At 70.6% G+C, this 25,789-nt stretch carries 24 protein-coding genes and 1 pseudogene; 12 read left to right on the top strand and 13 right to left on the bottom strand.

Annotated elements, in window-relative coordinates; translation table 11 throughout:
* Positions 1-159: 159 nt before the first annotated feature.
* The 3 genes from AB0K02_RS10840 to AB0K02_RS10850 are packed head-to-tail and all read right to left on the bottom strand — an operon-like array spanning position 160 to position 2,487.
* Complete coding sequence (locus tag AB0K02_RS10840) at positions 160-876, bottom strand: NADPH-dependent F420 reductase (RefSeq protein WP_365992038.1); 717 nt, start codon at positions 874-876, stop codon at positions 160-162.
* A 28-nt stretch (positions 877-904) separates the two neighbouring features.
* A complete protein-coding gene (locus tag AB0K02_RS10845; RefSeq protein ID WP_365992039.1) occupies positions 905-1,933 on the bottom strand; it encodes an LLM class flavin-dependent oxidoreductase in 1,029 nt (342 codons plus the stop codon).
* Positions 1,934-1,983: 50 nt separating this feature from the next.
* Complete coding sequence (locus AB0K02_RS10850; RefSeq protein WP_365992040.1) at positions 1,984-2,487, bottom strand: DoxX family protein; 504 nt, start codon at positions 2,485-2,487, stop codon at positions 1,984-1,986.
* On the opposite strand from AB0K02_RS10850, the gene AB0K02_RS10855 reads away from it, so the two are divergent.
* On the top strand, positions 2,486-3,103 hold the full coding sequence (locus AB0K02_RS10855; RefSeq protein ID WP_365992041.1) for a TetR/AcrR family transcriptional regulator: 618 nt from the start codon (positions 2,486-2,488) through the stop codon (positions 3,101-3,103). The genes AB0K02_RS10850 and AB0K02_RS10855 overlap by 2 nt on opposite strands.
* Positions 3,104-3,351: 248 nt before the next feature.
* Here AB0K02_RS10855 and AB0K02_RS10860 read toward each other — a convergent pair whose 3' ends face one another.
* Positions 3,352-3,498: a hypothetical protein gene (locus tag AB0K02_RS10860; protein ID WP_365992042.1), complete on the bottom strand. Its 147-nt coding sequence runs from the start codon at positions 3,496-3,498 to the stop codon at positions 3,352-3,354.
* Positions 3,498-3,704 (bottom strand): hypothetical protein, encoded by a 207-nt coding sequence (locus AB0K02_RS10865; RefSeq protein ID WP_365992043.1) that lies wholly within the window; start codon positions 3,702-3,704, stop codon positions 3,498-3,500. The genes AB0K02_RS10860 and AB0K02_RS10865 overlap by 1 nt, the downstream gene beginning before the upstream one ends.
* Positions 3,705-3,708: 4 nt before the next feature.
* On the opposite strand from AB0K02_RS10865, the gene AB0K02_RS10870 reads away from it, so the two are divergent.
* Entirely contained in the window at positions 3,709-3,981 is a 273-nt protein-coding gene (locus AB0K02_RS10870) for a LysR substrate-binding domain-containing protein (protein WP_365992190.1), read from the top strand.
* Between the two features lie 316 nt (positions 3,982-4,297).
* Here the strand turns inward: AB0K02_RS10870 and AB0K02_RS10875 are convergent.
* A pseudogene (locus tag AB0K02_RS10875) lies at positions 4,298-4,864 on the bottom strand (DUF6223 family protein); the annotation flags it as partial.
* Positions 4,865-5,263, bottom strand: coding sequence for a hypothetical protein (locus tag AB0K02_RS10880; RefSeq protein WP_365992044.1), 399 nt, complete (start codon positions 5,261-5,263; stop codon positions 4,865-4,867).
* Between the two features lie 392 nt (positions 5,264-5,655).
* On the opposite strand from AB0K02_RS10880, the gene AB0K02_RS10885 reads away from it, so the two are divergent.
* From AB0K02_RS10885 to AB0K02_RS10895, 3 genes are all read left to right on the top strand, one after another.
* Positions 5,656-6,531, top strand: a complete 876-nt coding sequence (locus tag AB0K02_RS10885) for an MBL fold metallo-hydrolase (RefSeq protein WP_365992045.1) — start codon at positions 5,656-5,658, stop codon at positions 6,529-6,531.
* A gap of 378 nt (positions 6,532-6,909) precedes the next feature.
* The gene (locus tag AB0K02_RS10890) at positions 6,910-7,194 is read left to right on the top strand and encodes a hypothetical protein (protein ID WP_365992046.1); all 285 of its coding nucleotides are present in this window, start codon (positions 6,910-6,912) and stop codon (positions 7,192-7,194) included.
* On the top strand, positions 7,191-7,589 hold the full coding sequence (locus tag AB0K02_RS10895) for a PIN domain-containing protein (RefSeq protein ID WP_365992047.1): 399 nt from the start codon (positions 7,191-7,193) through the stop codon (positions 7,587-7,589). Before AB0K02_RS10890 ends, AB0K02_RS10895 begins: the two co-directional genes overlap by 4 nt.
* Positions 7,590-8,047: 458 nt before the next feature.
* On the opposite strand, the gene AB0K02_RS10900 is transcribed toward AB0K02_RS10895, so the two are convergent.
* A complete protein-coding gene (locus tag AB0K02_RS10900) occupies positions 8,048-9,484 on the bottom strand; it encodes an amidase (RefSeq protein ID WP_365992048.1) in 1,437 nt (478 codons plus the stop codon).
* Between the two features lie 150 nt (positions 9,485-9,634).
* A complete protein-coding gene (locus AB0K02_RS10905; RefSeq protein ID WP_365992049.1) occupies positions 9,635-10,702 on the bottom strand; it encodes an AsnC family transcriptional regulator in 1,068 nt (355 codons plus the stop codon).
* Between the two features lie 116 nt (positions 10,703-10,818).
* Between AB0K02_RS10905 and AB0K02_RS10910 the strand changes: the two genes are divergently transcribed.
* The 6 genes from AB0K02_RS10910 (at position 10,819) to AB0K02_RS10935 (ending at position 18,257) form a co-directional block, all read left to right on the top strand.
* The gene (locus AB0K02_RS10910) at positions 10,819-12,387 is read left to right on the top strand and encodes an ABC transporter substrate-binding protein (protein ID WP_365992050.1); all 1,569 of its coding nucleotides are present in this window, start codon (positions 10,819-10,821) and stop codon (positions 12,385-12,387) included.
* Positions 12,387-13,286, top strand: coding sequence for an ABC transporter permease (locus AB0K02_RS10915; protein WP_365992051.1), 900 nt, complete (start codon positions 12,387-12,389; stop codon positions 13,284-13,286). The genes AB0K02_RS10910 and AB0K02_RS10915 overlap by 1 nt, the downstream gene beginning before the upstream one ends.
* A complete protein-coding gene (locus AB0K02_RS10920; protein ID WP_365992052.1) occupies positions 13,286-15,121 on the top strand; it encodes a dipeptide/oligopeptide/nickel ABC transporter permease/ATP-binding protein in 1,836 nt (611 codons plus the stop codon). The genes AB0K02_RS10915 and AB0K02_RS10920 overlap by 1 nt, the downstream gene beginning before the upstream one ends.
* Positions 15,118-15,909: an ABC transporter ATP-binding protein gene (locus AB0K02_RS10925; RefSeq protein WP_365992053.1), complete on the top strand. Its 792-nt coding sequence runs from the start codon at positions 15,118-15,120 to the stop codon at positions 15,907-15,909. The genes AB0K02_RS10920 and AB0K02_RS10925 overlap by 4 nt, the downstream gene beginning before the upstream one ends.
* Complete coding sequence (locus tag AB0K02_RS10930) at positions 15,906-17,147, top strand: amidohydrolase (RefSeq protein WP_365992054.1); 1,242 nt, start codon at positions 15,906-15,908, stop codon at positions 17,145-17,147. The genes AB0K02_RS10925 and AB0K02_RS10930 overlap by 4 nt, the downstream gene beginning before the upstream one ends.
* A gap of 801 nt (positions 17,148-17,948) precedes the next feature.
* A complete protein-coding gene (locus tag AB0K02_RS10935) occupies positions 17,949-18,257 on the top strand; it encodes a hypothetical protein (RefSeq protein ID WP_365992055.1) in 309 nt (102 codons plus the stop codon).
* 650 nt (positions 18,258-18,907) lie between these two features.
* Here the strand turns inward: AB0K02_RS10935 and AB0K02_RS10940 are convergent.
* Positions 18,908-20,143, bottom strand: coding sequence for a helix-turn-helix domain-containing protein (locus tag AB0K02_RS10940; RefSeq protein ID WP_365992056.1), 1,236 nt, complete (start codon positions 20,141-20,143; stop codon positions 18,908-18,910).
* 321 nt (positions 20,144-20,464) lie between these two features.
* On the opposite strand from AB0K02_RS10940, the gene AB0K02_RS10945 reads away from it, so the two are divergent.
* Entirely contained in the window at positions 20,465-21,073 is a 609-nt protein-coding gene (locus AB0K02_RS10945; RefSeq protein WP_365992057.1) for an XRE family transcriptional regulator, read from the top strand.
* A 134-nt stretch (positions 21,074-21,207) separates the two neighbouring features.
* On the opposite strand, the gene AB0K02_RS10950 is transcribed toward AB0K02_RS10945, so the two are convergent.
* The 3 genes from AB0K02_RS10950 to AB0K02_RS10960 form a co-directional block, all read right to left on the bottom strand.
* Positions 21,208-22,572, bottom strand: coding sequence for an FAD-binding oxidoreductase (locus AB0K02_RS10950; protein WP_365992058.1), 1,365 nt, complete (start codon positions 22,570-22,572; stop codon positions 21,208-21,210).
* 179 nt (positions 22,573-22,751) lie between these two features.
* Complete coding sequence (locus AB0K02_RS10955; protein WP_365992059.1) at positions 22,752-23,810, bottom strand: dihydrodipicolinate reductase; 1,059 nt, start codon at positions 23,808-23,810, stop codon at positions 22,752-22,754.
* A 206-nt stretch (positions 23,811-24,016) separates the two neighbouring features.
* Complete coding sequence (locus AB0K02_RS10960) at positions 24,017-25,465, bottom strand: APC family permease (protein WP_365992060.1); 1,449 nt, start codon at positions 25,463-25,465, stop codon at positions 24,017-24,019.
* Positions 25,466-25,789 lie beyond the last annotated feature (324 nt).

Genomic DNA, 25,789 nt, shown 5'->3' on the forward strand with positions numbered 1-25,789 from the left:
GGCTTCATCGGCGATCACGAACGGGACCGCCACGGACAACAACCCATCCGAGGGCACGGGGCGGATGTCATCGCCCCGTTCCGGCGCACGCCGCGAGGGACAGAGCACGGCGTGCGGTGGGCGCACCGACGCGCGTGAGGCGATCCACGCCGACCTCGGTCATGACGGGTTCGCGGCGAGTGCCCCGTGACGAGAGCGCGCGCCGATGACCGCCCGTCCGCGGTCCGATTCCGGGAAACGGTCGAGCATCGCCCGCAGTTCAGCGGCACCGACGTTGGCGCCGAAGGGCTCGGTGCCCGGTTCGAGCCGCACGCCGTCGGCCAGCGGCCCGGCGGTGACGGGGTCGAAGCCGAGCGCGTCGACGAGGTGCGCGACGACGGCGAGACCCTCGCGGTCGTCGCCGGCGATCGCGATCGCCTTGCGACCCGCCTCGCCGGACGGCCGGGCCCCGTCCTCCAGGTCGTGGTACCCCATGTGGTTGAACGCCTTGACCACCCGCGCCCCGGCCAGGAACCCCTGCACCACCTCGCTGGAGGAGGTGCGCGGGTCGGTGAGGTCGTCACGGATGCCGTCGGTCTCCCACCAGTAGTTCATCGCGTCGACCACGAGCTTGCCCCGCAGCGCGTCGGCGGGGACCGTGCGGTACTTGCCGAGCGGCAGCGCCAGCATCACGACGTCGGCCCCGGCCGCGGCCTGCTCGGCGGTGACCGCGACCGCGCCCGGGGTCAGTACGTCGACGGTGAGCGCGATCCGGTCGGGGTCGCCCGATCCGGCGATCAGCACGCGATATCCGGCGCCGAGCGCGAGCCGCGCCAGGACCGTGCCGACCTTTCCCGCTCCGAGGATGCCGAGGGTGCCCACGTCCACGGTGTTCATCTCCACTCCTTTCACGACAGCCGTGCGGTCAGCCCGCGAGGATGTCCCGGACCATCGGGATGACCTTCGTGCCGTACAGCTCGACGGCACGCAGGCGGGCGCTGACCGGCAGGGTGCCGGAGCCGTAGATCATGTCGAACCGGCCGACGCCGAGCGCGGTGACGGCACCCGCGATCCTGCGCGCGACCGTGTCGGGCGAGCCGACGTAGAGCGAGCCGCGCTCGATCTCGTGCTCGTACTCCGCCCGGCTCACCGGCGGCCAGCCGCGCAGCGCGCCGATGCGGTCCCGCATCACCTTGTAGCGGGGCCAGTGCGCCTCCCGCGCTTCCTCGTCCGTGTCGGCGACGAAGCCCGGTGAGTGCATGCCGACGGGGTGGGCGGTGGTGCCGAACTGGCCGGTGGCGCGGTGGTAGAGGTCGATGTACGGCGCGAAGCGCTCCGGACTGCCGCCGATGACGGCGATCATCAGCGGGAAGCCGTACCGCGCCGTGCGCACGACCGACTGCGGTGAACCGCCGACGCCGACCCACGTGGTGAGACCGGACTCGGTCTTGGGGAACACGTCGGCGTCGGTGAGCGGGGCCCGCTTGGTGCCGCTCCAGGTCACCGGCTTCTCTTCCAGCAGCTTCGCGAAGAGTTCGATCTTCTCCTCGAAGAGCACGTCGTAGTCGGCCAGGTCGTATCCGAACAGGGGGAACGACTCGGTGAACGAGCCGCGCCCGAGGATGACCTCGGCCCGGCCGTTCGCGAGGGCGTCCACGGTCGCGAACCGCTGGAACACCCGGACCGGGTCGTCGGAGCTGAGGACGGTGACTCCGGATCCGAGCCGGATCCGGTCGGTGCGTGTCGCGATGCCCGCGAGCACGGTCTCCGGCGTCGAGATCGCGTACTCGGGGCGGTGGTGCTCACCGAGGGCGAGAGCGTCGACACCGGTCCCGTCGGCGAGGACGGCCTCGTCGACGACCTGCCGGATGGCCCGCGCGTACGACACCGGACGGCCGGAGTCGTCCTCCGGCACATCGCCGAACGTGTCCAGGCCGAAGACGAGTTCAGACATGGGAGGGGCTCCTTCACGAGTTCGGTTCGGGTGTCTGGGATCAGGCCGGGTCACCAGGCGTAGGGGCCGAAGCGCCCCCAGGCGATCACTGCGGCGATGACGAGCAGCACCACGCCGGGACCGATCTGGGACCACTCCTTGCCCCGCGCGTGCGTGACGATCGCGCCGATCATGATCAGTGCCGTGCCGGTGGCGGCGAGCGGCGTGAGGACCGGGGCGATGCCGGTGGCGGCCGGGAGGATCAGCCCGAGCCCGGCCAGCACTTCGAGTGCGGCGATGGTCTTGACCTGGCCTGCGCTGAAGCGCCGGGCCCACGGCATGGCCTCGGCTGTCTGCTCGTAGGGCTTGGCGAGCTTGCCGCCGCCGGCGGCGAGGAGGGCGAGGGCCAGCAGGATCTGCAGGATCCACAGAAAGACGGTCACGGTTCGGTCCTGTCGCAGAGAGGTCGTCGCGGGAACGGGCGGCAGGCCATCGGTCATGCGGCTGCCGTCACCGACGACAGCATAAGCGGACTTCACCCCGCTTAATATTCCCAGCGGTAGGTTGGAGCGCATGGACAGTCCCCTGGTGCCGCTCGGGCGGCCGCGTGCCGAGCGTGCCGACGCCGCCCGCAACCGCGAGCAACTGCTGGCCACGGCCCGTGCGATGGTCGCCGAACTGGGCGTGGAGAAAGTCACCATGGACGGCCTCGCCGAGCGCGCCGGCCTCGGCAAGGGCACCGTCTACCGCCGTTTCGGCACCCGCGCGGGGATCTTCCACGCCCTGCTCGACGAGGACGAGCACGCGTTCCAGGAGCAGGTCCTGAGCGGCCCGCCACCGCTCGGCCCCGGCGCCGCCCCCGTCGACCGGCTCATCGCCTACGGCCGCGCCCGCACCGCCTACCTCGCCGACCACCTGGCGATCGTGCGCGCCTCGCTCGACCGCAATCAGCCCGTCCCCGCCGGAGCGGCCGCCACCCTGACGCGGATGCACATCCGCATGCTCCTGGGTCTGGCCCGGCCCGGTGTCGCCGACCTCGACAGCCTCGCGATGCAGCTCACCGCGGCACTGGAGGGGCCGGTGATGCTGTACTTGTCGGCGCCGCAGCCGGCATCCACCCCGGACCCCGAGCGGGCGGGCCGCCTCGCCGACAGCTGGCAGGCACTGATCGAGCGCGTGTGCCGACCCTGATACCGCCCGTTCACTCGAGCCGCACGCACGGGCGCCCGACGCCCGCGCCGCGCAGGGCTCCTCCCCCGGCTCCACCCCACCAGCGGGGCCGTCACATCACCGCCCGCCACCCCCGGCTCCCGCCCGGTAGCGACGAAGGGCGGCCCGGTCGTCGTCCGTGTCGGGGTGCTTGGGCGCGCTCCTTGACGGGCACTCAGGACGCGCCCGGAGCCGTACGGCCCCCGGTCCCTCCCGGAGGGCCGCGGACTTCAGCCACGCAGGGGTCCGTGGGCGGTGGCACGGGCGGCGCCATCATGGCCGCAGCCGGTCGCGTCCGCATCGGTCAGGGCGAGGCGGTTGACGCCGCACAGGCCGGTGCGCTCGGCGTCGTACGCACCGATCTCCGCGAGGTCCATCACCGGTCGGGCGGCGGGTACGGCTGACCGAGCAGGCCGAAATCCTCGTCGCCCACACCGAAGCGGTCCTCGAACGCCTGGAGCGCGCGCAGGCGGACATCGCCGCCTCCCTGACCGACCTGACCGGCACGCTCCGCATCGCCTCGTTCCAGACGGCCGCCCTGGCCCTGGTTCCGACCGCGCTCGGCCTGCTGCGCGAAAGGCATCCGCATCTGCGTCCACGTCACGCAGACGGAACCGGAAAGGGCACTTCCAGCGCTCCTCGCCCGCGACTTCGACCTGGTCCTCGCCGAGGAATACCCCGGCAACCCGAACCCGCGGCCCGCCGGACTCGAACAGGAGGACCTGCTCGACGACCCCCTGCACCTCGCACTGCCGGAACCGGCCGGTGACACGGACACCGAAGCCCCGACGGCGGCGCCTCGCTCACTGGCGGACCACCCCTGGGTGATGGAACCCGAGGGCACCGCCGCACGGCACTGAGCCATGACCCTGTGCCGCAACGCCGGCTTCGAACCCGACGTGCGGTTCGAGACGAGACCTCCTGCTCCACCTCCGCCTCGTCGAGCAGAAGCACGCTGCGGCCTTCCTGCCCGGCCTCGTGTGGAGCGGGCAGCCCCCGACCGTCGCACTGCGACAGCTCCCCCGCGGCCAGCGCACACGCCGCATCTTCACGGTCGTACGCAGCGGCCGCGGCCGGCACCCCGCGATCCAGGCGTGCCGCAACGCCCTCCGTCAGGCGAGGCGGAGTGGATCGAGCGGATTCGAGATGCGTCATCGAACTCGGCTGGGAACGGGAGCGGGCCAGCCCGCCCAGGGTGACGGCGAGCAGGCCCAGGATCATGGCGAAGCAGGCGCCGCCGAGTCCGTTGCCGGTGCCGAGACCGCCGTCGGCGGTGGCCGCGACCGCCCCGCCGACGACCAAGGCGACGAAACCCGCCGCGAGAGCCGTGACGACTCCGTTCCGCCGCGCCCAGGCGCCGATGCGCCCCTGGCCGGTGGACCGGGCCAGGGCCAAGCCGCCGCTGACCGCGCCGAGGAGGCCCACCAGTGCCGACATGGAGGCCCCGACCCGGCCGACGCTCACGGTGGAGACGCTTGCGGCGACCGGCTGGACCGTGGCCTCCGCGACCGCCGGCTCGGCGAGTGCGAAACCACTGACGAGGACGGCCATGGTCACGGCGAGCACAGTTCTAACGGACATGAGGTGTCCTCCCTTTCGGATACGGGTCTGAACTGGTCGTGCCTGAGATCGATGGATCGCCGGGCCCCCGAGCCCGGCCGACGGCTGCGCGAGGCCCTCGCGGCCGATGCGCGTACGCCGTCGGGATCGCCCCGACCGATCGGGCGGCGGTTCGCCGGGCATCTACGGCCTAGCAGCGGAGGCAGGCGGCAGGCGCGGGGACAGCGCCCGGACCAGGGCCAGGGTGCTGAGGGTGAACATCACCACGCCCAGCGGCACATGGAACGACGGCACATGGGCGACACCCAGCGCCACCTGCACCGAAGCGAGGACGAGGAAGCCCGTGGCGTACAGGACGGGACGCGACGCTCCGCCACCCGGACGCCACGCCAGGACCGTGGCGAGCAGGTACAGCATGGCGGCGCCGTACATGACCTTCGAACCGATGTCATGCAGCAGATGGCCATGAGACGACGTCAGCAGCGCACCTGCCGTGGCCGCCTGGAAGAACAGACTCAGGGTCTGCAGGGCGACCGCGATCCTGAGGAACGTGAGGGTGGTGTTCGTCGTCCGTCTGCCCATGGCGTGTTCTCCTCCGTCGTCTCCGGGCGTTCGGCCACAGGACACCGGGTCCGCTGACGCTGTGACAGCCTGTGATACGGATCACTTCGCGATCAGGCGGTGAACGGCTGGGAGCCGAAGCGGCCCCATGCCACGAAGACCGCCAGGACGAGGTAGAGACGAGGTCGCCGGCGACCGTCACCCGCTCGCCGGCGTCGGGCGCTGCGACGGTGCCGCCTCCGGCGTCCTCGGCGCGGCTCTCTACGGTGGCCGGGGCAGGGCGGGCCTGATGACCGCGGCAACGGCCTCGTACATCGTGTTCTCAACGGCCGCCGTGCTGTTCGGGCCCCGGACGACGAACCGTCCGCTCGAAGGAGTCACCGCCGACACACTCACGGCCAGGAAGGTATGAGATGCGAGAGGAATACGGCGCGGCCAGCGTGCTCGTAGGACCCCACCGGGGCGCGTACCCCTACGGCAACTCGCTGCTCGTGCGCGGCACGTCCGAGTCGCTGGTCGTGGATCCGTCGCTGACTCTGGTCGACGATCCACCACCGGCGGACGCGGTCCTGGTCAGCCATGCCCACGAGGACCACATCGCCGGCCTGGACGGCTACGAAGCGGCGGTCCACGTCCACAAGGCCGACCTCGACGCGCTGCGGTCGCGCGAGGCCATGATCGCGGGCCTCGGCCTCCCGCCCGAGGCCGTTCGCGGCGTCGACCGGATGCTGCGGGATCAGTTCCACGTCCACGGACGCCCGGACGCCCGGAGCTTCGAGGACGGCACCGTCTTCGACCTCGGCGGGCGCACGGTGACGGTGGTGCACCTGCCGGGCCACACGGCCGGCCACAGCGGCTTCCTCGTCGAACCGGACGGCTTCCTCTTCGTCGCGGACATCGACCTCACGTCCTTCGGCCCGTACTACGGCGACCCCGGCAGCAGCCTCGACGCCTTCGAAGCGTCGATGCGCCGCTGCCGCGAGATCGACGCCCGCTGGTACGGCACGTCCCACCAGAAGGGCGTGATCGAGGGCGCGGCGGAGTTCCGCCGGCGCCTCGACGCGTTCGAGGCGGTGGTACGGAAACGGGACGCCGCACTCCTCGCCTTCCTGCGCGAACCCCGCACGGTCGAGGACATCGTCGAGCACCGACTGGTCTACCGACCCCACGTCGAAGCCCCACATGTGGAGCCGGTGGAACGGCGGACGGCCACACGGCATCTGGACCGGCTGACGCACGCCGGACTCGTCACCGAGGTGGAGCACGGCATGTTCCGCACGGCCCGCTGACCCACCAGGTGACGCACCGTCAGAAAGAGCGTCATGTATGCGTCGCGAAGCGTCGTTTCAGCGCCAGGACATCGCCCGCAACGCTCACGGCACACATCACGCACACCGCCCGAACCTGAAGATCAGCGGCCTTCTCGGCGGGCTCCAAAATCGCCACGCACTCCACGTGATGCGTCACAAGAAACAGGTTTACACAAAACAGGTCAAAGAAAATCGCAGGTCAGCGGCGCACGAGACACAAAAGGGACGCAAGATCAATGTGCATTACCTGCGCGATGGGCGCTACGTGTGGTCCCTGTCGCCCGGCCGAGCGACCATCCAGGGCCCTGTGCCGCCGAGGATCTCGCTGTATAGCATTCAAAATGCCATACTTGTGTCATGGCTGACGACGACACTGACTTCCCACCCGGCGATGGCCCCAGCAGCGGCATCTCCGTCTCCCTGACCGCCGGCACCCTCCAGGCGATCCGTGAGCGCGTCGGCAAGCGAGGTGTGTCCGCGTACCTGGAGAAGGCCGCGCAGCGGCAGATCGAGCGGGACAACCTGGACGAGCTGATCGCCGAGTTCGACAAGATCCACGGCCCCGCCGACCCGGAGGCCGTCGCCGCCAAGCGAGCCAAGCTCACCGGCGGCACCTCCTCCGCAGCTGGGGCGGCCGCGTGAGCGGCGCCCTGATCCTGGACAGCGAGGGCCTGGCCAAGGCCGTACAGCGCGACCGCGAAGTCCACGAGTGGCTCACCGCCGCCCGCGACGCCGACCTACCAGTGATCACCTCGGCCGCCGTCCTTGTCGAGGTGATCCATCCCCGGATCAATGACGCCGCGCTGAAGTGGACGCTGTCCCGGCTGCGGGTCGAGCCCGTCACCCAGACCACCGCCCAGTCCGCCGCCACCCTGCTCCGCACGGCGGGGCTCCACGGCCACAAGTACGCCATCGACGCCATGCTCTGCGCCACCGCCCTCGCCCAGCCAGGCCGGGTCACGATCCTGACGTCCGACATCGAGGACATCACCATGCTCATCGCCGACCACCCACGCGTGACCACCGAGAAGGTCTGACTCCGGCCTCCCCACGGGACTCTGTGCTCCGCCGTCCAGCGTCGGTGGGGTGGCCCTGCCCAGTGCCCACCAGGACTTCTTCGCACGACAGAGCGACGTCCGCCCCAGGCGTATCGGTGTCGCCTGCCGATTTTCAGCCGGGCGCTGGAACACGAGATGGCCGGTGCGCCTCGGCGAAGCCGGCCGGCGTCCCTCCGTCGTCAGTGGCCGGCCGCGAGTTCGCCGCTGAGCTTGCCGTGATGTCGGCGCCGGGGTGTTGAGGGCGGTGATCTCGATGATATTGCCGCGCTCTGGGCGTACTTGGTCTCAAAAGCTGCGACGGAGGAAGCGTCGCAGCGGCGACGAGCTCGTCGGCGCGGGCACCCGTTTGAGGGACTCCGGGGCGATGGAGTGCCGGTCGAAGGTCGGCCCGTCGACCCCGGCAGCGACTCAAGGCCGGCGCGACGGGCGTGGACCGGTCAGGAGAGACGGTCCTGGACGAGTGCGTACGACCAGGGCCGTACGGCTTCCAAGGCCCTGCCGACGCAGAAGACGGTTGGGTCCTCGTAGGGGTGGCCGACGATCTGGAGGCCGGTGGGCACGTCCCAGCTCGACATGCCGGAGGGGACGTTGAGGACGGGACAGCGGTTGTTGATGTTGAACGGGTTGGTCATGGCGCACCACAGGGTGTCGGCGACCTCTTCGCCGTTCACCACGACCTTGTCGCCGGCCAGGTCGTCGCCCGCGTGCCAGCCCGGCACGGCGGTGGTGGGGCAAAGCAGGGCGTCGAATCCTGCCATGGCGGTGGCGAGTTGGCGCTGGAGCCGGTGTTCGGCGCGCAGGGAGTCGAGGTAGCTCACCTGGGTGCGGGCGTACGACATGACGTCCGCGAAGGCGACCGCGTACGGGCTGAGCAGGTCGCGGTGGGTTTCGGTGGCCTCGCTGACGACGGCGCCGAAGATGGTGGAGAAGTGTCCGGCGATCGCGGTCAGCAGGTCGTGGTGGGTCCAGGGGAGGGTGATCTCCTCCACGTGGGCGCCGGCGTCGGCGAGGGCCTGGGCGGTGGCGCGGGTGTTGGCCTCGACCTCGGGGTGGACGTCGTACTCGCCCAGGCGGACGCACAGAGCGATCCGCATCCCGGTCACGTCCTCGTACACCGTGGGCAGGGTGAGCTTCGGGCGGATCGAGGCGTGGTCGCGGGGGTCGGGTCCCGACAGGATGTTCTGGAAGGCGATGACGTCGTCGACGGTGCGGGCCATCGGGCCGTCGCCCCGGTAGTGGTCGGCCGTGAGCACGCCGAGGCCGGGGTTGCGGCCGTAGGGGGCCTTGAAGCCGACGGTGCCGGTGAACGCGGCCGGGATGCGGGTGGAGCCGCCGATGTCGGAGGCCGAGGCGAGCAGGGACGTACCGGCGGCGAGGGACGCGGCGGAGCCGCCAGAGGAGCCGCCCGGGGTGAAGTCGGGGTTCCAGGGGTTGCAGGTGATGCCCCACATGCGGGAGTGGGTGTAGGTGGCGATGGAGAACTCGGGGGTGGTGGTACGGGCGTGGATGATGCCGCCCGCGTCGAGGATGCGGTCGATCACGGGGGCGTTCTCGGTGGCGATGTCTCCCTCTTTGCTGAGGGAGCCTTCGGTCAGGGAACGGCCCAGGATCGCGTGCTTCTCCTTCGCCGCGACCGGAATGCCTTCCAGGGGGCGGGGGGTGAGGCCGTTCCTGCCGAGGTAGCGGTCCTCTGCGTGCCGGGCCTGTTCCAGTGCCTCGTCGAAGAGGCGTTCGGTGAAGGCGTTGATCCGCGGTTCGACCTTCTCGGCGCGTTCGATGACGGCCCGCATCAGCTCGACCGGTGACAGCTCGCGGCGGGTGAAGAGCCGCAGTGCCTCGGTGGCGGTGAGATAGCCGAGATCGGTGGACGGCATGGGTTTCCCCTCTCGCTCGTGGCCCGGGGCGGGCCGTCTGGCGGTGCCGTCAGCCTCAGGGACCGGCCCGGCCGTCCGGCTGGATTGCACGGATCCGCCAGGGGCGGGGGTCAGGTGCCGGAAAGCGCAGCGGGCTCGGGGAGGGGTGATTCAGGCGACCGGGTGCCAGACGTCGATCGGCACGCAGCCGGTGCTGCGGCCGTCGGCGGCGAGCAGGCGGCCCATGCGCTTGACCCAGCGCAGGGTGACCGTGCGGTTGAGCACCCGCACGGCGGGGATCCTGGCGGCGACCTGGGTCTCGTAGCGGGCGAGGTCGTCGAGGGAGTGCAGCCACACGACGGCCAGCAGGTTGGCCTCGGAGGACACCGACGCCGCCATGCGGGTGTCCCGCATCCGGCACAACTCGTCGCCGGCGCGGGTGAGCTGAGCGGGCGGTACGGACATCCACAGCGTGGCCGTGCTGCGCCAGCCCGCATGCAGGTGGGCGGCGTCGCAGCGCAGGACGGCCCGGCCCCCGTGCAGCAGGGAGTTCAGCATCCGCCGGACCGTCGACTCCGGGCGCTCCAGTTGGGCCGCGATGGAGGCGACGGGGCGGCGGCCGTCCTCGGCGAGGGCGAGCAGCAGGATGCGGTCCTCGGTCGTGAGGGTGGCCCCGGCGGCGGTCCGCGCGGCGGCTTCCTCGGTGTCCGTCAGGTCGCGTTGCTGGTCGCGGGAGAGCGAGTCCATGCGCCACTCGCTTCCCTCGCGGTGCAGGTGCTGCACCAGGTGGGTGCGGGTGGCGGTGACGGCCTCGATGCGGCTGAGGGCGAGGACGTAGCCGCTCATCAGCGACATCGTCACTGTGGCCACCGTCAGGAGCAGGTCGCAGGATCCGGCCACCAGCTCCACGCTCATCGCCTGCGGATGCCGGGCGAGCTCCTCGGCCAGGGCTACCCGGGCCTGGGGCACGCACGACACCTCGATCAACGCCATGGCTCCGTACGTCACTTGGGAGGGCGCCGCGTAGCAGGTGACCCAGGCCGCACCGGAGTCACGCAGCCGGGCCCAGCGGCGTGAGAGCGTCGCGGCGTCCACGCCGAGGGGCCGGGCGAGCTGCGCCCAGGGGGCGCGGGGTGCCATCTGCAGGGCGTTGACGAGCGCGAGATCAAGTTCATCGAGTGTTCCCCGGGGCGGGGTGTCGACCGTACCTGGGACGGCAGATGGTGCGGATTCGTGCATTCGATCAGCCTCCGGTCGCGGATTCTTGCAATTTCGGGCCGGGCCGGGAAGTGGCCTGTTCTGTATCCCGCATCACACCGCCCCCCGCTTCGCCCACAGCCCTGGGGAGTTCCTTCATGCATCGTTCGAGGTTCCTCGCCGGCGCCTCCGTGGTCGCCGCCGCCTCGCTCCTGGCCACCGCCTGCACGACCGGCTCCGCCGACAGCCCCTCGTCGGGCGACGGCAAGAGCGGCGGCACCGTCAGGATCGGCATGACCTCCGACGTCACCTCGTTCGACCCCGCCAAGGGCGCGGGCGCGACCGACTACGTGATCACGTCGCTGCTGTACCAGCCGCTGCTCGGGCAGGACGACGGCGGTACGTTCGTCGCCGGGCTCGCCGAGTCGTGGACGTCCACGCCGACGAAGACGACCCTGACGCTGAGGAAGGGACTGACCTGCTCCGACGGCGCCCCGCTGACCGCCTCGCAGGTCGTCGCCTCGCTGGAGCACTACCGGGCGACCTCGGCCGGCGCGCTGCTGACCTTCGGCGCCGCGAACGCGGGGAAGAAGACCACGATCACCGGCGACGACAAGGCCGGCACCGTCACCATCACCACCGCCACCCCCTGGGGCGAGGTCCTCACCGGCCTGGCCGGCACCGGCGCCGGGATCATCTGCAAGGCCGGACTCGACGCGGGCGCCGCCGCCCTCGCCCAAGGCGCCGTCAAGGGCGCGGCCTCCGGCCCGTACGAGATGGTGAAGGCGCGGCGTGGCGCCTCGTACGAGCTGAGGCTGCGCAAGGACTACGACGCGTTCGCACGCTTCTCCGCGCAGCCCTCCGGGAGGCCCGCCGACACCCTGCGGATCCAGATCTCGAAGAACGAGTCCACCCTCGCCAACCAGCTGCAGACCCGGGCCCTCGATCTCGCTCCCTTCAGCGGCACCGACGTCGCGCGGTTCACGAGCGACGACACATACGCCGTCAGGTCGGCGCCGCTCATCCGCAACTTCATCGCCTTCAACCAGCGCCCCGGCCGTCCGGGCGCCGATCCGAAGGTGCGCAAGGCGGTCGCCCATGCGGTGAGCGCGACGGCGTTCAACAAGGTGTTCGGCGGCGCGGGCCAGGTCATGACCTCGTACGTGGACGAGAAGTCCGCCTGCGTCTCCACCGACACCTCCCTGCTGACCGCCACCGACCCGGCCGCGGCGAAGAAGGCGCTCAGGGGGGTCTCAATCAAACTGGAGGGGTCGAACGCGGTGGCCGGCGGCGCGGGCAACTCCTACGTCGCCGAGGCCCTGCGCGCCGCCGGCGCCGAGGTGAAGCTCGCCAACGCCGACAACGCCACGTGGGCCACCGACGTGACCGCCAACCAGGGCGACTGGGACGCCACCGTCTTCCCCCTGATCACCGGCAACCTCGCCCGCGGTGGTGCCTACTTCGTGGGCCCCGAACCGGTCAAGGGCGGCCTGAACTACGGCGCGGTCGGCAACCAGGGCTTCGCCGCGAACTACGTCGCCGCCACCTCCACCACGGACCCGGGCGCCAAGTGCGCAGCTTGGCAGAAGGCGCAGGACGCCCTGCTCAAGGCCCACGACGTGATCCCGCTCGCCACGGTGAACGTGCACTACGTCGCCCGCAACGGCATCGCCTTCGCGACGCCGGGAGGCAACCTCGTCGTCTCCACGCTCCGGGTCACCGGCTGATGACGGCCACTGTCGATGCCGCGGGGGCCGGGCGCACGAGCCTGCTCGGCCCCTGGGGCGCCTTCCTCGTACGGCGCCTGGCCGGGCTCGCCGCCGTCGCGGTCACGCTCGTCGTCGGCACGTTCCTGATGGTGCAGCTCATCCCCGGCGACCCGGCCCGTGTGGTGGCCGGCGCCGACGCGGCGCCCGCCGACGTGGAGCGGGCCCGGCACGAACCGGAGCCCGTCGCCGACGTCATCGGCACCCGTCTGCCCTTCACGGCCGAGCTCGCGTTCCTCTCCGTCCTCGGGGTGCTGGTGCTCGCCGTGCCGATCGGGCTCGCCGTTGCCGCGCGCCGAGGCCGCCGCACGGACGGGGCGTTCACCTTCGTCACCGGTCTGGTCGGCGCGACGCCCGAGTACATCATCGGCACCCTGCTCGTCCTCGGCTTCGCCATCAAGCTCGGCTGGCTCCCGGCGGCCGGCGCCGAGAGGGTCTCGTCGATGGTGCTGCCGGTCGCGGCTCTCGTCCTGCCGGGTACCTGCGTCATGGCCCGCATCGTGCGCACCGAGGCGGCGCACGTCCTGGCCCAGGACTACGTGCGCACCGCGCGCGGACGCCGCCTCCCTCCGCTGCGCCTCTACGCCCGCCACGCCCTGCCGAACCTGCTGACCGCCACCCTCACCCTCGGCGGGCTGATCCTCGCCGGCCTGCTCGGCGGCACGGTCGTCGTCGAGTCCGTCTTCGCCTGGCCCGGCATCGGGCTGCGCGTCGTCGAGGCACTGCTCGTGCGCGACTACCCCGTGGTCCAGGGCTGCGTCTTGGTCCTCGGCCTCCTCGCCGCCCTGCTCAACCTGCTCGTCGACGCCGCCCTCGCGCTGCTCGACCCGCGCACCCTCGCCGGAAAGGGAGGCCACTGATGCGCCGTATACGCTGGAACGCGCCTCTGGTCACGGCCCTCGCCGGGCTGGGACTGATCGCCGTCCTCGGCATCGTCGCCCCGCTCCTGTGGGAAGGGAAGGCGACCGCACTGAGCGACGCGGCCCGCGTGCATCCGAGCGGCGAGCACTGGCTCGGCACCGACGCGCTCGGCCGCGACGTCCTGGCCCGCACCCTGGTCGCCACCCGCCTCACCCTGGAGATGACCCTCGCCGCCACCGCGCTCGCGGCCGTCGCCGGGATCCTCCTCGGCACCGTGGTCTGGGTGTCCGGGCCGCGCGTGCGCGAACTGGGACTGCGGCTGATCGACGTGATGATCTCCTACCCGGCGCTCCTCCTGGCGATGGTCATCGCCACGGTCCTGGGCACCGGACCCACCGCCTCGATCCTCGCGATCGGCCTGGGCGGCGCGCCCGCCTTCGCCCGCCTCACCGCGAACATGGCGGCCTCGGTCGCCCAGCGTGACTTCGTCACCCAGGCCCGCCTGATGGGCGTACCGCCCTCCCGGTTGCTCAGTCGGCATCTCCTACCGAACATCTCCGGGCCGCTGCTGGTGCTGTTGTCGGTGGCGTTCGCCAACGTCCTCGTGGCCCTGTCCGGCCTGTCCTTCCTCGGCGTTGGCGTGCAGTCGCCGGACTACGACTGGGGCGCGCTGCTCAGCTCCGGTCTGGAGTCCCTCTACACCACCCCGGCCGAGGCGATCAGCCCGGCGGCGGCCATCACCGTCACCGGCGTCCTCGCGGGCTTCGTCGGCGACGGCCTCGCGACGGCGCTCGACCCGCGCGGCGGTGATACGAAGACCAGGGCGCCCCGACCCGTCGTCGTACCCCCGCCCTCGCACCGCGCCCCGAAGGACGCGCTGGTGACGGTGGACGGCCTGTCCGTCGCCCTGCCGGACGGAACGCGGCTCGTCGACGACGTCTCCTTCCATGTCATGCCCGGCGAGATCGTCGGACTGGTCGGCGAGTCCGGCTCCGGCAAGTCGGTCACGGCGATGAGCGTGGCGCAGCTCCTGCCCGACGGGCTCACGGCCCACGCGGCCCAACTCACCCTGGGCGACCTCGACCTGGCCACTCCCGCCGCCGACCCCAAGCGGCTGGCCACCGAGATCGGCATCGTCTTCCAGGACCCGTCGGCCTCCTTCAACCCCGCGCTGCGGATGGGCGGTCAGCTCACCGAGACGCTCCGAGTGCACCAGAGCGTGCCCCGTGCGGAGGCGCTGCGCCGTGCCGTCGAGGCTCTGGAGCAGGTCCGGATCACGGACCCGGCCCGGGTCGTGAAGCAGTACCCGCACGAGCTGTCCGGCGGCATGCGGCAGCGCGCGGTGATCGCCGCCGCCGTCCTCCCGGGTCCACGGCTGATCGTCGCCGACGAACCGACCACCGCCCTCGACGTCACCGTCCAGGCCGAAGTCCTCGACCTCCTCAAGGACATCAACCGCACTCGCGGCACCAGCACCCTGTTCATCTCCCACGACATCGGCGTGGTCAGCACCCTGTGCCACCGGATCGTGGTGATGTACGCCGGCCGCGTCGTCGAGGAACTGACCGCGGCCGATCTACGGGCGGACCGCGCCCGGCACCCGTACACCAAGGCGCTGCTGGCCGCGAGCCCCCGCCTCCACGACACGGACGCCGAGGAGCGGACCTTGCTCGCGACCATCCCTGGCCGGCCGCCGACGCCGGCCGACCGCCCGGCCGGCTGCGCGTTCGCCGACCGCTGTCCGGTCGCGCTCGACGTCTGCGCGAGTGAACGGCCGGAACTGATCAACGCCGTCGCCTGCCACGCCGTACGCCAGGAGGTGCAGCCCGCGTGACCACACCCCCGTACAAGCTGGCCGTCGAAGACCTGACCGTCGTCTTCGGTCACGGCAAGCGTGCGAGAACGGTCCTGCACGGTGTGTCCCTGGGCGTACGGGCCGGGCAGACGCTCGGCCTGGTCGGCGAGTCCGGCTCGGGGAAGTCGACGATCGCCACGGCGATCGTGGGCGTCCATCCAGTGCGCGCGGGCCGCGTCACTCTCGATGGCGAGGACCTCACGGGGCTGCGGGGCGGACGGCTCGCGGCGGTGCGCCGCCGGGTGCAGCTCGTCTCCCAGGACCCCTACGCCTCGCTCAACCCGCGTATGACCGTGGGCCAGGCCATCGCCGAGGCCGTCGATCCAGTACGGGCCGACGCCAGCAAGCACGCTTCGGCGGTGAAGCGCTGGCTGGAGACGGTCGCACTCGACGGCTCGGCGGCACAGAGGTATCCGCACGAGTTCTCCGGCGGTCAGCGCCAGCGCATCGCCGTCGCCCGCGCCCTCGCCGTCGAACCCGAGGTGATCATCGCCGACGAGATCACGTCCGCGCTGGACGCCTCCGTACAGGCCGAAGTCCTCAACCTCCTTGAAGAACTTCGCCGTTCCCTGTCGCTGACGATGCTCTTCATCTCGCACGACCTGGCCGTCGTCCGTCATGTCAGTGACGAGGTCGCCGTCCTGCGCCAAGGAGAAGTGGTGGAACACGGGCCCGTACGGGACGTCTACCGCACCCTCCAACACCCCTACACCCGCCGCCTGCTGGCGAGCGTCCCGACCTTCGAGGAGAAGGAGCAGCCCGCATGAGCGATCCGGCCACGGCAGCACGACTCACCCTGGATCTCACCGCCGGCCTGAAGCCCGCCGAACTGGAGGACTTCTACCGGGATCTGCACCGCCACCCCGAACTGGCCTTCCAGGAACACCGCACTGCGGCGAAGCTCGCCGCACGCCTGCGCCCGGCGGGCTACGACGTCACCGAAGGCGTCGGCCGCACCGGCGTTGTCGGCGTCCTCGTCAACGGTGACGGTCCGGTCGTCTGGTTGCGCGGCGACATGGACGCCCTACCGGTCCAAGAGGCCACCGGCCTGGAGTACGCCTCCACCGTCGACGGCGTGATGCACGCCTGCGGCCACGACCTGCACGTCACCTGGCTCGCGGCTGCCGCCGAGGTCCTCGCGGCCGCCCGCGACACCTGGTCCGGCACGCTCGTCGTCGTCGGACAGCCCGCGGAGGAGTCCGGCGGCGGGGCTGCGGCCATGGTCGCCGCCGGCGTGCATCCGCGCTTCCCGCGCCCCGACGTGCTGCTCGGCCAGCACGTCACACCCGGCCTCGCCGGGTTCTACCCGCACACGCCTGGCCTGACGATGTCCGCCTCCGACGACATCGACGTCGTCGTCCACGGCATCGGCGGCCACGGCTCGCGCCCCGAGTCGACCGTCGACCCGGTGGTGACCGCCGCGTACATCGTCACGCGCCTGCAGACCGTGGTGTCGCGGGAGGTCGCGGCGCGGGAGTCGGTTGTCCTGACGGTCGGCCGGTTCAACGCCGGCACGAAGCACAACATCATCCCCGCCGAGGCCCGGCTCGCCCTGAACCTGCGCACGCAGGACACCCGGGTACGGGAGCGCGTCCTCGGCGCCGTCCGCCGGATCGTCGCGGGCGAGTGCCAGGCGGCGGGCTGCCGGGTACCGCCTGAGGTCACCGTCCGGCCCGGCTATCCGAACACCGTCAACGACGCCTGTCTCGACGGTGAGATCGCGGCTGTGCACCGCGAACTCTTCGGCGCACACACGGTGTTCGACTTCGGCCCGGCCCTGGGCAGCGAGGACTTCTCCCTCCTCGCGCCCACGGACGTGCCGTACGACTACTGGTACGTGACGGCGACCCCTGCCGAGGTCTGGGAGGCGGCGCCCGGCGACGACCTCGCCGAGAAGTTCGGCAACGTGCCGGGCAACCACAGCCCGCTGTTCGCACCCGACCCGTCGGTACTCGTGCCCGGTGTGCGGACGCTGGTGTCGGCGGCGCTGAGCCGACTGGCCTGAGCGCGCGTCACCGCTGGGTGCGGCGCACCTCCAGGACCGCCCCCGCTCCTTCCCGCATGTCGAAGTAGCAGTAGCCGCTGCCGTCGGCGCACCGCCCGTGCGCGAGGACGCCGAGCCCGAGCCGCCCGGCATGGGCCCGCGCGTCGGTCAGGTCCGGCGTCTCGAAAACCCAGGAACTGTACGGCTATCGAACCCACCGAGGGTACGAAATCAAACTCCTCGACATTCCATCCTGGCACCTGGTCGAACTCACCCCTGTTCCTGTACCGGCCAAACTCACCCGCCCCATCCTGTGGTGGTCGACCTCCAACGCCCGCCTCAGCCAATGGGATTGACAAAGGCCGTTCAAGGGCGCGCCCTGCGCATCATCCAGGCACTCATCATCGCCACCGAAGCACAGGGCCATTCAGCCGCACTCGGCCCGACACAAGACGCTCCCCCGCGCCATCGACGCCGTAGCGCGCCGCCCCATTTCACCGTTACCGCACAGGACGAGAAAGTCAGCTTCCCGGTCCTCCAGGAACAGGACCGCAGCGAACACACCCTTACTCGCCGACACCAAGAAGCACTCATGGATGCGTCCACCCCGCTTCGACTGCACACCCTCCGATCGCCTGCGCCTCATCCTCCGCGGCGGTAACCCACACCGCGCCACGGAATGGGCCCACACCCCGACCCGACCCCTCGAAGACCAGCTCGCCGAGATCACCCAAGAAGTCACCCTCCGCGGAGAAGCCGGAACGCAGGCGCCGTGCGGATCAGGAAGTCGCCGAGCAACAACGACAGCGCTGGGAAGCCGCAATGCAGGCGGCACGCTCCGCCCATGCCCACGCCTACCGAGTCAAACACCTCGAAGACCAGGCAGAAGCCCGGCACCGAGCCATGCGCCTGACCGAATACGTCGCAGCCGTTCGACGGCACGCCGCATCACTGCCGCCCTGCCAGGAAAAGACCGAGGTCGAGGCATGGATCGCGTTCGCAGACATGCATCTCCAACACCTCACCGAAGCCGCCTCGGCGCCGAAAATCCCCATCCCGCCCAAGCCCGACCCTGCCGACCTCAAGCCGTTCCTCCACGGATGGAGCCCGTACGGCCCCCGCTCGTACTGAGCCCCAACACCAACAACGACCGGCTCAACATCTCCAAGAGACAGTAAAGCCGGCTCCTCCGCGCCTCACACTCCCACCAAGCGCCACCTGCACGAGCCCTGACCTGATGCGGCGTCAGGACCTGCGTCAAACGTGCGTCACGCAGGCGCTTCGTGCGTCAAACATGTGTCAAGATATCGCCCGTAACGCACACAATGCACATAACGTACACCAGATGAAACAGCAGGTCAGGAGCCCTTTGCGGCAGGCTCAAGGATCGCGACACACTCAACGTGGTGCGTCATCGCAAACATGTAGAACCAAAACAGGTTAAGGAAAACCGCAGGTCAGTAGCCCGACAGGCGCAAAACGCACTCAAGATCAATGTGCATTACGTGCATCATGGGCGCTATGTGCGACCCCTGACGCACGCACGGAGGACACCGAGGCGCTTTTCACCATGCTGACCTCCGAGGTCGGCCTCTAAGCGGCAGTGTCGGCGCGCCCTCGCCGTCGATCGCAAACGTTCCGGAAGGAATGCCACTGGCGAAGGCAGACCGCCTAGGCACCGTCCGGGCGCCCGCGCGGTTCTGCCCACCTTTCCCCGTCTCGCCCTTCCGGGCTCTTCCCTGGGCAAGGAAGCTCGAGCACCGCAGCTGCGTGGTGTGAGCTCAGCTCGGAACGATCCTCGCGATGTCAGGCGCGATGTCCAGCGCCAAGAGCGCCGCCGCCACGTGGGTCGGGTTGTCCTCCACTTTGACGGTCGAGAGCTCGTTGGCGCGTGAGACGCGCCGTTCAACGGTGTTGCGGTGCGCGTAGAGGTTGGCGGCCGCCCGGGTGGTGCTGAAGCCGGACTGCACATAGGTGAGCAGTGCCTGCCGCAGCGCTGGGTCGGCTTCGGCCAATGACCCGAGGGTGTTGACGACGAACCGACGTGCGCCGGGCCGGTCCTTCGTGAGCGCGTCGATCAGCTCGACGTCGGCGTAGGCGGTGAATCGCCGGTCGGACCCCAGCCGGATCACCAGCGCCTGCGCCGCGAGGGCGTCCTGGTGGCTGGAGCGGAATCCTTCGAGACCGCGTCCCGGCCTTCCCACCGCCGCGCGGACCTCGTCGGCCGCCGCGAGGTCCTTCTCCACGTGGTGAAGGTCCGGGACGGCTTCCCCCGAGAGCCAGATCCACCGCGACGTGGCGCTGGCGCGCGCCACCAGGGCGCTCCGGCCACCGGCGGAGGGGCGCACGGCGGCGATCGCCTCGTCCAGGGCGTCGGCCGCCTGGGGATCATCGACCCAGAGGACGAGACCCACGTGCCACCGCGCCATCCGGTAGCGCAGGCGCCCTTCGGCGAGGTCCTCCGCCATCGGTGCCCCACTGGCGATCAGCTGGATCAGTGCGATCCCCTCTGCATCCGTGTTCCCCATCGCCGCGGCGAGGCCGGCTTGCCGCAGGGCCGCGACGGAGTCGAGGGCGTACTGCACCAGCGACTGCGCCGTCACGTCCAGGACCCCCACGAGAAGATCGGGGTCCGTGCAGTCCGCCACGCATTCCTCAAGCCAGCGCCGCCAACCGATCCCCAGGGCCACGCGCCAGGCACCGGCGAAGTCGGGCGCGATGCCGCGGGAGACGAGATCGTTGATGTACGCCGTGGTCCTCGGGCTGACGTAGGGCTCTACCCTCCGCCCCGGTTGCTGAACGTTTGCGGTCAACCATTGGACCACCTCAGAGCGGTTGAGCGCGCGATCCTCCTCGACCAGCGATGCGTCCGCGAGGAGAGCGGGATCGTTCTGGGCGACGAGAGAGGGCCTTGCGAAGGCGTCGATCAGGGCCTCCGTTTCCGTCAGCAGGCGCTGACACAGGGACCTGATCGCATCGGCGACCTCACGCGAGGGCGGGGGCCACAGCTCTTCCATGTTCTCAGTGTCCCTTCTGCTCTCGGGGAGCCGAGGCTCCCGACATGCCGTGTCACAGACAGATGAAGGGCCCGTCGGCGGCCTGGCCGACGGCGAAGGCGCGGGCCCTCGGCCGCTGTTTACTACCACTAAACGGCGGCAGATTTACCACGCCCTCGCCGACGCCACAAGGGGTTCGACGCCGTCGCCCCCTCCACAGGGGCGCACCGACTGCCCCTGGCACGCATGCCTTAGCCTCGTGTCACGGAGAGGACTCGTCCGGGTCGGCCCGTCACCTGACGGGCACACGACCTCGGCCTCGGGACGGGCGGTGAGCACACCATGTCCATCGGTGACGGCGGGACAGCAGGCGGAGCGGAACGGGGCGCCGCCGCCCTCGAAGCGTCCACAGGTGCGCAGCTGCGGAAGATCAGGCTCGACCGCGGGTTGTCGTTGACGGAGGTCGCGCACCGGGCAGAGGTCACCAAGGGCTTTCTGAGCCAGTTGGAGCGTGGGCTCACCAGCGTGTCCGTCCCGACGTTGCTGCGCGTCTGCGAGGTGCTGCGGATCGGGGTCGGGGAGCTGTTCGCGTACCCCGACGAGCAAGTCGTGGACGGTGGAAGCCGGATCGACATGGGCGGTGAGGGCGTGGCCGAATACCTGCTCACGCCCGCCGGCACCACGGCGTTCCAGGTCTTCCGTTCCGTGATCGAGCCAGGCGGGGGCACCGGAGGCCCCTATCGGCTCGACACCGCCACGATCTTCGCGATGGGGCTGAGCGGCTCGACCCGTCTGATCGTCGGAGACGAGACCCGGATGCTGTCGGCCGGGGTGTCCACCTCGTTCTCCGGCCAGACGCTTCACCAGTTCGACAATCCGGGTACGACGGTGAGCGAGGTCCTCTGGGTCCTGTCGCCTCCCCTGCTGCGCGCCGCGCGAGGGCCCGCCTAGATCCTGGCGTCGCATGCCGGGCCCGCATCAGGAGTGATGCGAGGGCGACGGCTGCTTCGCAGGACCCGGCGGTGTTGTCGTAACGGGTGGCGATCTCACACCGCGCCGTCACGGAGCAGGCGTCGCCCGAACCTTCAGGAGTCCCCGCGCCTGGCACGACGGAGTGCCCGCCGGGCCAGCTTCCTGCTGCCGTTGAAGAAGTCGTTGAACCGGTCCAGCCCCCAGATGGCCCGGAGAACGAACGGCTGCATCAGCAGCGACATCGACGGCGAGTACTTCGGGGCGTCCGACCAGATGCCGGCGAGGTCTTCCGGCATCTCGCCGTCGACGATGTAGTCGGCGAGCTGATGGGTCACGTACGGCACCTGGCAGAGACCGTGGCCGTTGCAGGCCATCGCGTAGAAGACGTTGTCACCCACCTGCCCGGCGACCGACAACCAGTCCGGGCTGATGCCGATCCAACCGCCCCAGGCTCGCTCGATGGCCACGTCGGACAGCGACGGGAACCGGTTGGCCAGATCCTTCCCCATGTCCCGCACGACACCGGGGTCCGGGACCCGGTCCGGGAGCGGGTAGGTCTGGCCTCGCTGCGCTTTGCGGACCCCGCAGACGATGGTGTTGCGCTCGGTGAGCCGGTAGTGAGTCATCAACTGGTGCTGGGTGATGATGCCGGACCGACTGGTCCAGTCCAGCGCGGCGAGCCGCTCCGGCGCGATGGGTTCCGACTCGATCTCGACGACGTACAGCGGCGTCGCGAGGTTCTTGGGCGTGATGTCCCACTCGCCGCCGTAGACGCTGGTCGCGAGCAGCACCTTGTCGGCCCGCACGGTGCCGTGCGGTGTCGTGATCTCGACGGTGCTGCCGGTCCGCCGGACATCGCTCACCCGCGACTGCTCGAAGACCTTGGCCGAGGAGGCGAGCAGTGCGCGACGCACACCACGAGCGAGCTTGCCCGGGTTCAGCATCCCGCCGATGGATTCCCGCATCCCGCCCACGAAGCCGGCGGGGAGGCCGAGCTCCTCTCTGCTGCCGACGGTCCCGTGCCCGCCGAAGGCGCGCAGGATCGCCGCCTGGGTACGCACCCTGAGCATCATGAGGGGTGAGACCGCACCCCACACCAGGCCGTTCGCCACGTAGTCGCAGTCGATGTCGTGCGTCTTGATGAGGTCTTCCACGTAGCGGCCCGCATGCTCCGCCAGTTTGGCCATGACCGGCATCTTCTTCGGGGACTGGAGGCTGAGCATCCGCAGGTCGCCACCGGGCGCCCCGGCGATCTGACCGCCGTTGCGCGAGGCCGAGCCGTAGCCGCAGAACTCGGCCTCCAGCAGGACAACGTCCTGGTCGCGCTCCGCGAGGCGCAGCGCGGCCGCCATGCCGCCCATGCCGCCGCCGATGACGGCAATGTCGCAGGTGAGATCGCCGTCCAGCGCGGGCTGCACGTCGTCCGGCGGGTCGATCCAGCCGGTGAAGTTGGTGTACTTCGTGCTGTCGGTCCTCATGCTGTCCCGATCTCCTTCCAGGTGGGGCGTCCGCCCCACTTCGTACTCCGCGTCGAGGCGTGCTCGGCAGCGCGCCCGAGCCCCCGTTCCCGTCCGGCGGATCGACCGTGACGGGCGGCTCTTCGGCGAGACGCGTGAAGACGGCGAACAGGAGGTTCTCCGTCTTCTGCGTCTCCGTCTCAGTCCTGAGAAGGCGTGGCCCCGAGCGAGGCCCGGCCCGCTCGCCGCTCTCCCTTGGCCGCGACCGAACGGGCAGGCAGGTCCCCCATCGACAGGAGACCGGGACGCGCCTCGACGACCGCGGTGGAGGCGTTGACCGCCGCCGCGACGGTGCTGAGGAAGGAATCGAAGCCCACGGAGGAACGGAGGTCGACGACCTGCTCCTCTCCGACGATCCGGTAGTCGTCGCCCGCGACCACCTCATCGGCCGGCTCGAAGAACCCGAACGTGATCTCCAGATCGATCACCACGTCGCCCTTGAGCACGCCCCGGGCGGCGTGAGTGACCGCCGCGATCTGCCCCGGTTCGATACGCATGTGGTCCCCGACGCGCGGCGAAGTCGTCACGACAGCGGGTTCGACCTCTCCCACGTCCACCGAGTCGAGATCCCATCCGACCCCTGCCGCGAGCGCCCCGATGGCCTGCTCGAAGCCGTGGTGCCCGACGACCTCGCCCCGGCTGCGAGCCGTCGCGAACTCGCGCATGGTCAGACCGAGGCCGAACTTCGACAGGATCGCGCCGTAGCGTGACATGTTCGTCCGTCGGCGGATCCGCACGCTCTCCACACGCTGAGTCAGTGCAGTCAGGAGGAGAGGAAGCGTGTCCATCAGGACGCCCGGGTTCGCCCCGCTGCCCAGGACGGTCACGCCATGCGCCTTCGCCGTGTCGTCGAGCCGCCGGGCCAGATCGGGGTGGCTCCGCCATGGATAGGCCAGCTCTTCGCAGATGCTCAGGACGTTGTACGAACGCTCCAGCAGCGGCAGCAGGACGTCGGCCGCCCTGTGCAGATCCGAGACGGTCGCCACGATCGCGAGGTCGGCGGCGGGCAGCTCGGCCGGGTCGCTCACGACGACGACACCGTTCGCGACGCCACCGAGGAGCACTCCGAGGTCTTGACCGACCACGCGGGGGTCCCGGTCCGCCGCTCCCACGATCTCCACGTCCGCGCGTTGCAGCAAGGAAGAGGCGATGGCCCGGCCAGTGGCGCCGAGCCCCACCACGACAGTCCGATTCTTCAACGTCCCTCCCCTGGGCGCCCCGGTCGGCCCGCCCACGACACGGTGCTCGGCGAAACCGGACTTCGCCGGTGGCGGTTGCCTCGTACCCCACTGTCACAGGCCGCGGTCGCGGTGAGAACGACACCGGGCACCGGCTTCCCCCGGGGACGGTGCACGGTGCACAGACCGGCCGCGCCCCTGCGCTCATGAGCTGACCGGCAAGTCGCTCAGAGTCGCTCGTAGACAGCCGGTCGGCGCGCTCGCAGGACGAGGGCCTGCACCGCGCCGGCCACGGCCGAGAGGGCGACGAGTCCGCCGATCACCCAGGCACCCGTGGTGGTGCCGACGAGGAGCGGGAAGTTGGCGACCATCATGCAGACCACGCAGGCCAGGCCGAGGAAGGCGACGGCCGGGGCCACGACCGTCCGCCACACCGACTGCCGCCCGTCGGCGCGCCGGAAGAAGCCGACGACGGCGAGGCTGGTGGCAGCCATCAGCAGGACGATGCCGAGGGTGGCGGCACCGGAGAACCAGGCGTAGAGGTCCCCGATCGGGTCGAGGCCGAGCGAGGCGACGACGAGCGTGGTGACGAACGCGACCGCCGAGGCGACGGCAGAGGACGCCGACGGCGCGCGGTGCCGGGGGTGGACGACGCCCAGCGACGCCGGAAGCACACCGGCCCGGGACAGCGCGAACTGGTAGCGCGTCACGACGTTGTGGAAGGCCAGTACGCAAGCGAACTGGCTTGTGATCAGCAGCAGTTGCATGATGTCGGCCCAGACGGACCCGACGTAGCTCCGCGTCAGCGTGAGGACCAGGCCCTCGGGGTCGGCCTGCGCGGCTCCGACCACGGCGTCGACGCCGGAACCCACCACGATCGCCCACACGGTGAACGAGTAGAAGGCTCCGATCACCAGGATCGCGACGTATGTCGCCCGCGGGACCGTGGCGTCGGGGTCCTTCGCCTCGTTGCGGAACACGGCCGTCGCCTCGAAGCCGATGAACCCGAAGATGGCGAACATGATGCCGAGGCCCAGGGAGCCGGTGCCCACGATCGAGGGCGTCACCGGCTCGGCCGTCAGGCCGTGGGCGCCGCCGTGGCCCACGATGCCGAGGTCCAGGACCAGGAGCAGCAGGGATTCCAGCACCAGCACGGCACCGAGCACCTTGGCGCTCAATTCGATGTCTCGGTAGCCGAGGAAGGCGATGACGCCGAGTGAGACGAGCGCCCACGTCCACCACGGGGAGCCGACATCGGCGTACCGCTCGATGACGTTGCTCGTCGCGACGCCGACGTAGGCGTTCACCCCGACGAGAAGCAGCGTGTAGGAGAAGAGCGCGAGGGTCGCGGCCGAGAGACCGGGGATCCGGCCCAGCCCCGCCTGGACATAGGCGTAGAAGGCCCCCGCGTTGCGTACCCGTCCGGCCATCAGCGTGAAGCCGGCCGCGAAGATCAGCAGCAGCACGGTGGACAGCGCGAAGTACAGCGGCATCCCCGGGCTGCCGCTCACGGCGAAGGCGAGCGGCACCCCGCCGGCCACCAGCCCGAGCGGTGCCGCCGCGGCGACGACCATGAACACGATCTGCGACACGCCGAGCCCACGGTTGAGCGGATTGCCCGATCCCGCTTCACCATCGGCTGCTTCGACGTGCCCTGTCTTGGAGAGGTCGGTCATCGCGACCACCTTTCGGCTCACGGGCCGGTACCGGCTCGTCATGGGTGGGTGAAGGGGCGCGTGAGGCGGTTGCCTGCGCGAACGAACGGGTGCGGCTCCCTCGCAGCGGGCTGAGCCGGAGCAGCAGGAGGCGGATCTTCCCGCCCGAGAAGACGTGGCCCCGCACAGGTTCCGGGTCGTTGGCCACTTCCGCTCGGCCGCGATCGCGGGAGCGACGGCGGCGATCCCCCTGCGGCTCGATTCACCCGGGGGCGCGACGCGCAGCGAGGTCGTGACGGCAGCGGGTTCGACCTCTGCACGACCGCGACGGGGTGTTTAGTACCA

The sequence above is a fragment of the Streptomyces sp. NPDC049597 genome, assembly GCF_040675505.1.
In the GTDB taxonomy this organism is placed as follows: Bacteria; Actinomycetota; Actinomycetes; order Streptomycetales; family Streptomycetaceae; genus Streptomyces.

Coding starts and splice junctions, on each gene's coding strand:
- AB0K02_RS10840 (WP_365992038.1), bottom strand. CDS start 876: ATGAACACCGTGGACGTGGGCACCCTCGGCATCCTCGGAGCGGGAAAG.
- AB0K02_RS10845 (WP_365992039.1), bottom strand. CDS start 1,933: ATGTCTGAACTCGTCTTCGGCCTGGACACGTTCGGCGATGTGCCGGAG.
- AB0K02_RS10855 (WP_365992041.1), top strand. CDS start 2,486: ATGGACAGTCCCCTGGTGCCGCTCGGGCGGCCGCGTGCCGAGCGTGCC.
- AB0K02_RS10850 (WP_365992040.1), bottom strand. CDS start 2,487: ATGCGCTCCAACCTACCGCTGGGAATATTAAGCGGGGTGAAGTCCGCT.
- AB0K02_RS10860 (WP_365992042.1), bottom strand. CDS start 3,498: ATGGACCTCGCGGAGATCGGTGCGTACGACGCCGAGCGCACCGGCCTG.
- AB0K02_RS10865 (WP_365992043.1), bottom strand. CDS start 3,704: ATGCCTTTCGCGCAGCAGGCCGAGCGCGGTCGGAACCAGGGCCAGGGC.
- AB0K02_RS10880 (WP_365992044.1), bottom strand. CDS start 5,263: ATGGGCAGACGGACGACGAACACCACCCTCACGTTCCTCAGGATCGCG.
- AB0K02_RS10885 (WP_365992045.1), top strand. CDS start 5,656: ATGCGAGAGGAATACGGCGCGGCCAGCGTGCTCGTAGGACCCCACCGG.
- AB0K02_RS10890 (WP_365992046.1), top strand. CDS start 6,910: ATGGCTGACGACGACACTGACTTCCCACCCGGCGATGGCCCCAGCAGC.
- AB0K02_RS10900 (WP_365992048.1), bottom strand. CDS start 9,484: ATGCCGTCCACCGATCTCGGCTATCTCACCGCCACCGAGGCACTGCGG.
- AB0K02_RS10905 (WP_365992049.1), bottom strand. CDS start 10,702: ATGCACGAATCCGCACCATCTGCCGTCCCAGGTACGGTCGACACCCCG.
- AB0K02_RS10910 (WP_365992050.1), top strand. CDS start 10,819: ATGCATCGTTCGAGGTTCCTCGCCGGCGCCTCCGTGGTCGCCGCCGCC.
- AB0K02_RS10915 (WP_365992051.1), top strand. CDS start 12,387: ATGACGGCCACTGTCGATGCCGCGGGGGCCGGGCGCACGAGCCTGCTC.
- AB0K02_RS10920 (WP_365992052.1), top strand. CDS start 13,286: ATGCGCCGTATACGCTGGAACGCGCCTCTGGTCACGGCCCTCGCCGGG.
- AB0K02_RS10930 (WP_365992054.1), top strand. CDS start 15,906: ATGAGCGATCCGGCCACGGCAGCACGACTCACCCTGGATCTCACCGCC.
- AB0K02_RS10935 (WP_365992055.1), top strand. CDS start 17,949: ATGCAGGCGGCACGCTCCGCCCATGCCCACGCCTACCGAGTCAAACAC.
- AB0K02_RS10940 (WP_365992056.1), bottom strand. CDS start 20,143: ATGGAAGAGCTGTGGCCCCCGCCCTCGCGTGAGGTCGCCGATGCGATC.
- AB0K02_RS10945 (WP_365992057.1), top strand. CDS start 20,465: ATGTCCATCGGTGACGGCGGGACAGCAGGCGGAGCGGAACGGGGCGCC.
- AB0K02_RS10950 (WP_365992058.1), bottom strand. CDS start 22,572: ATGAGGACCGACAGCACGAAGTACACCAACTTCACCGGCTGGATCGAC.
- AB0K02_RS10960 (WP_365992060.1), bottom strand. CDS start 25,465: ATGACCGACCTCTCCAAGACAGGGCACGTCGAAGCAGCCGATGGTGAA.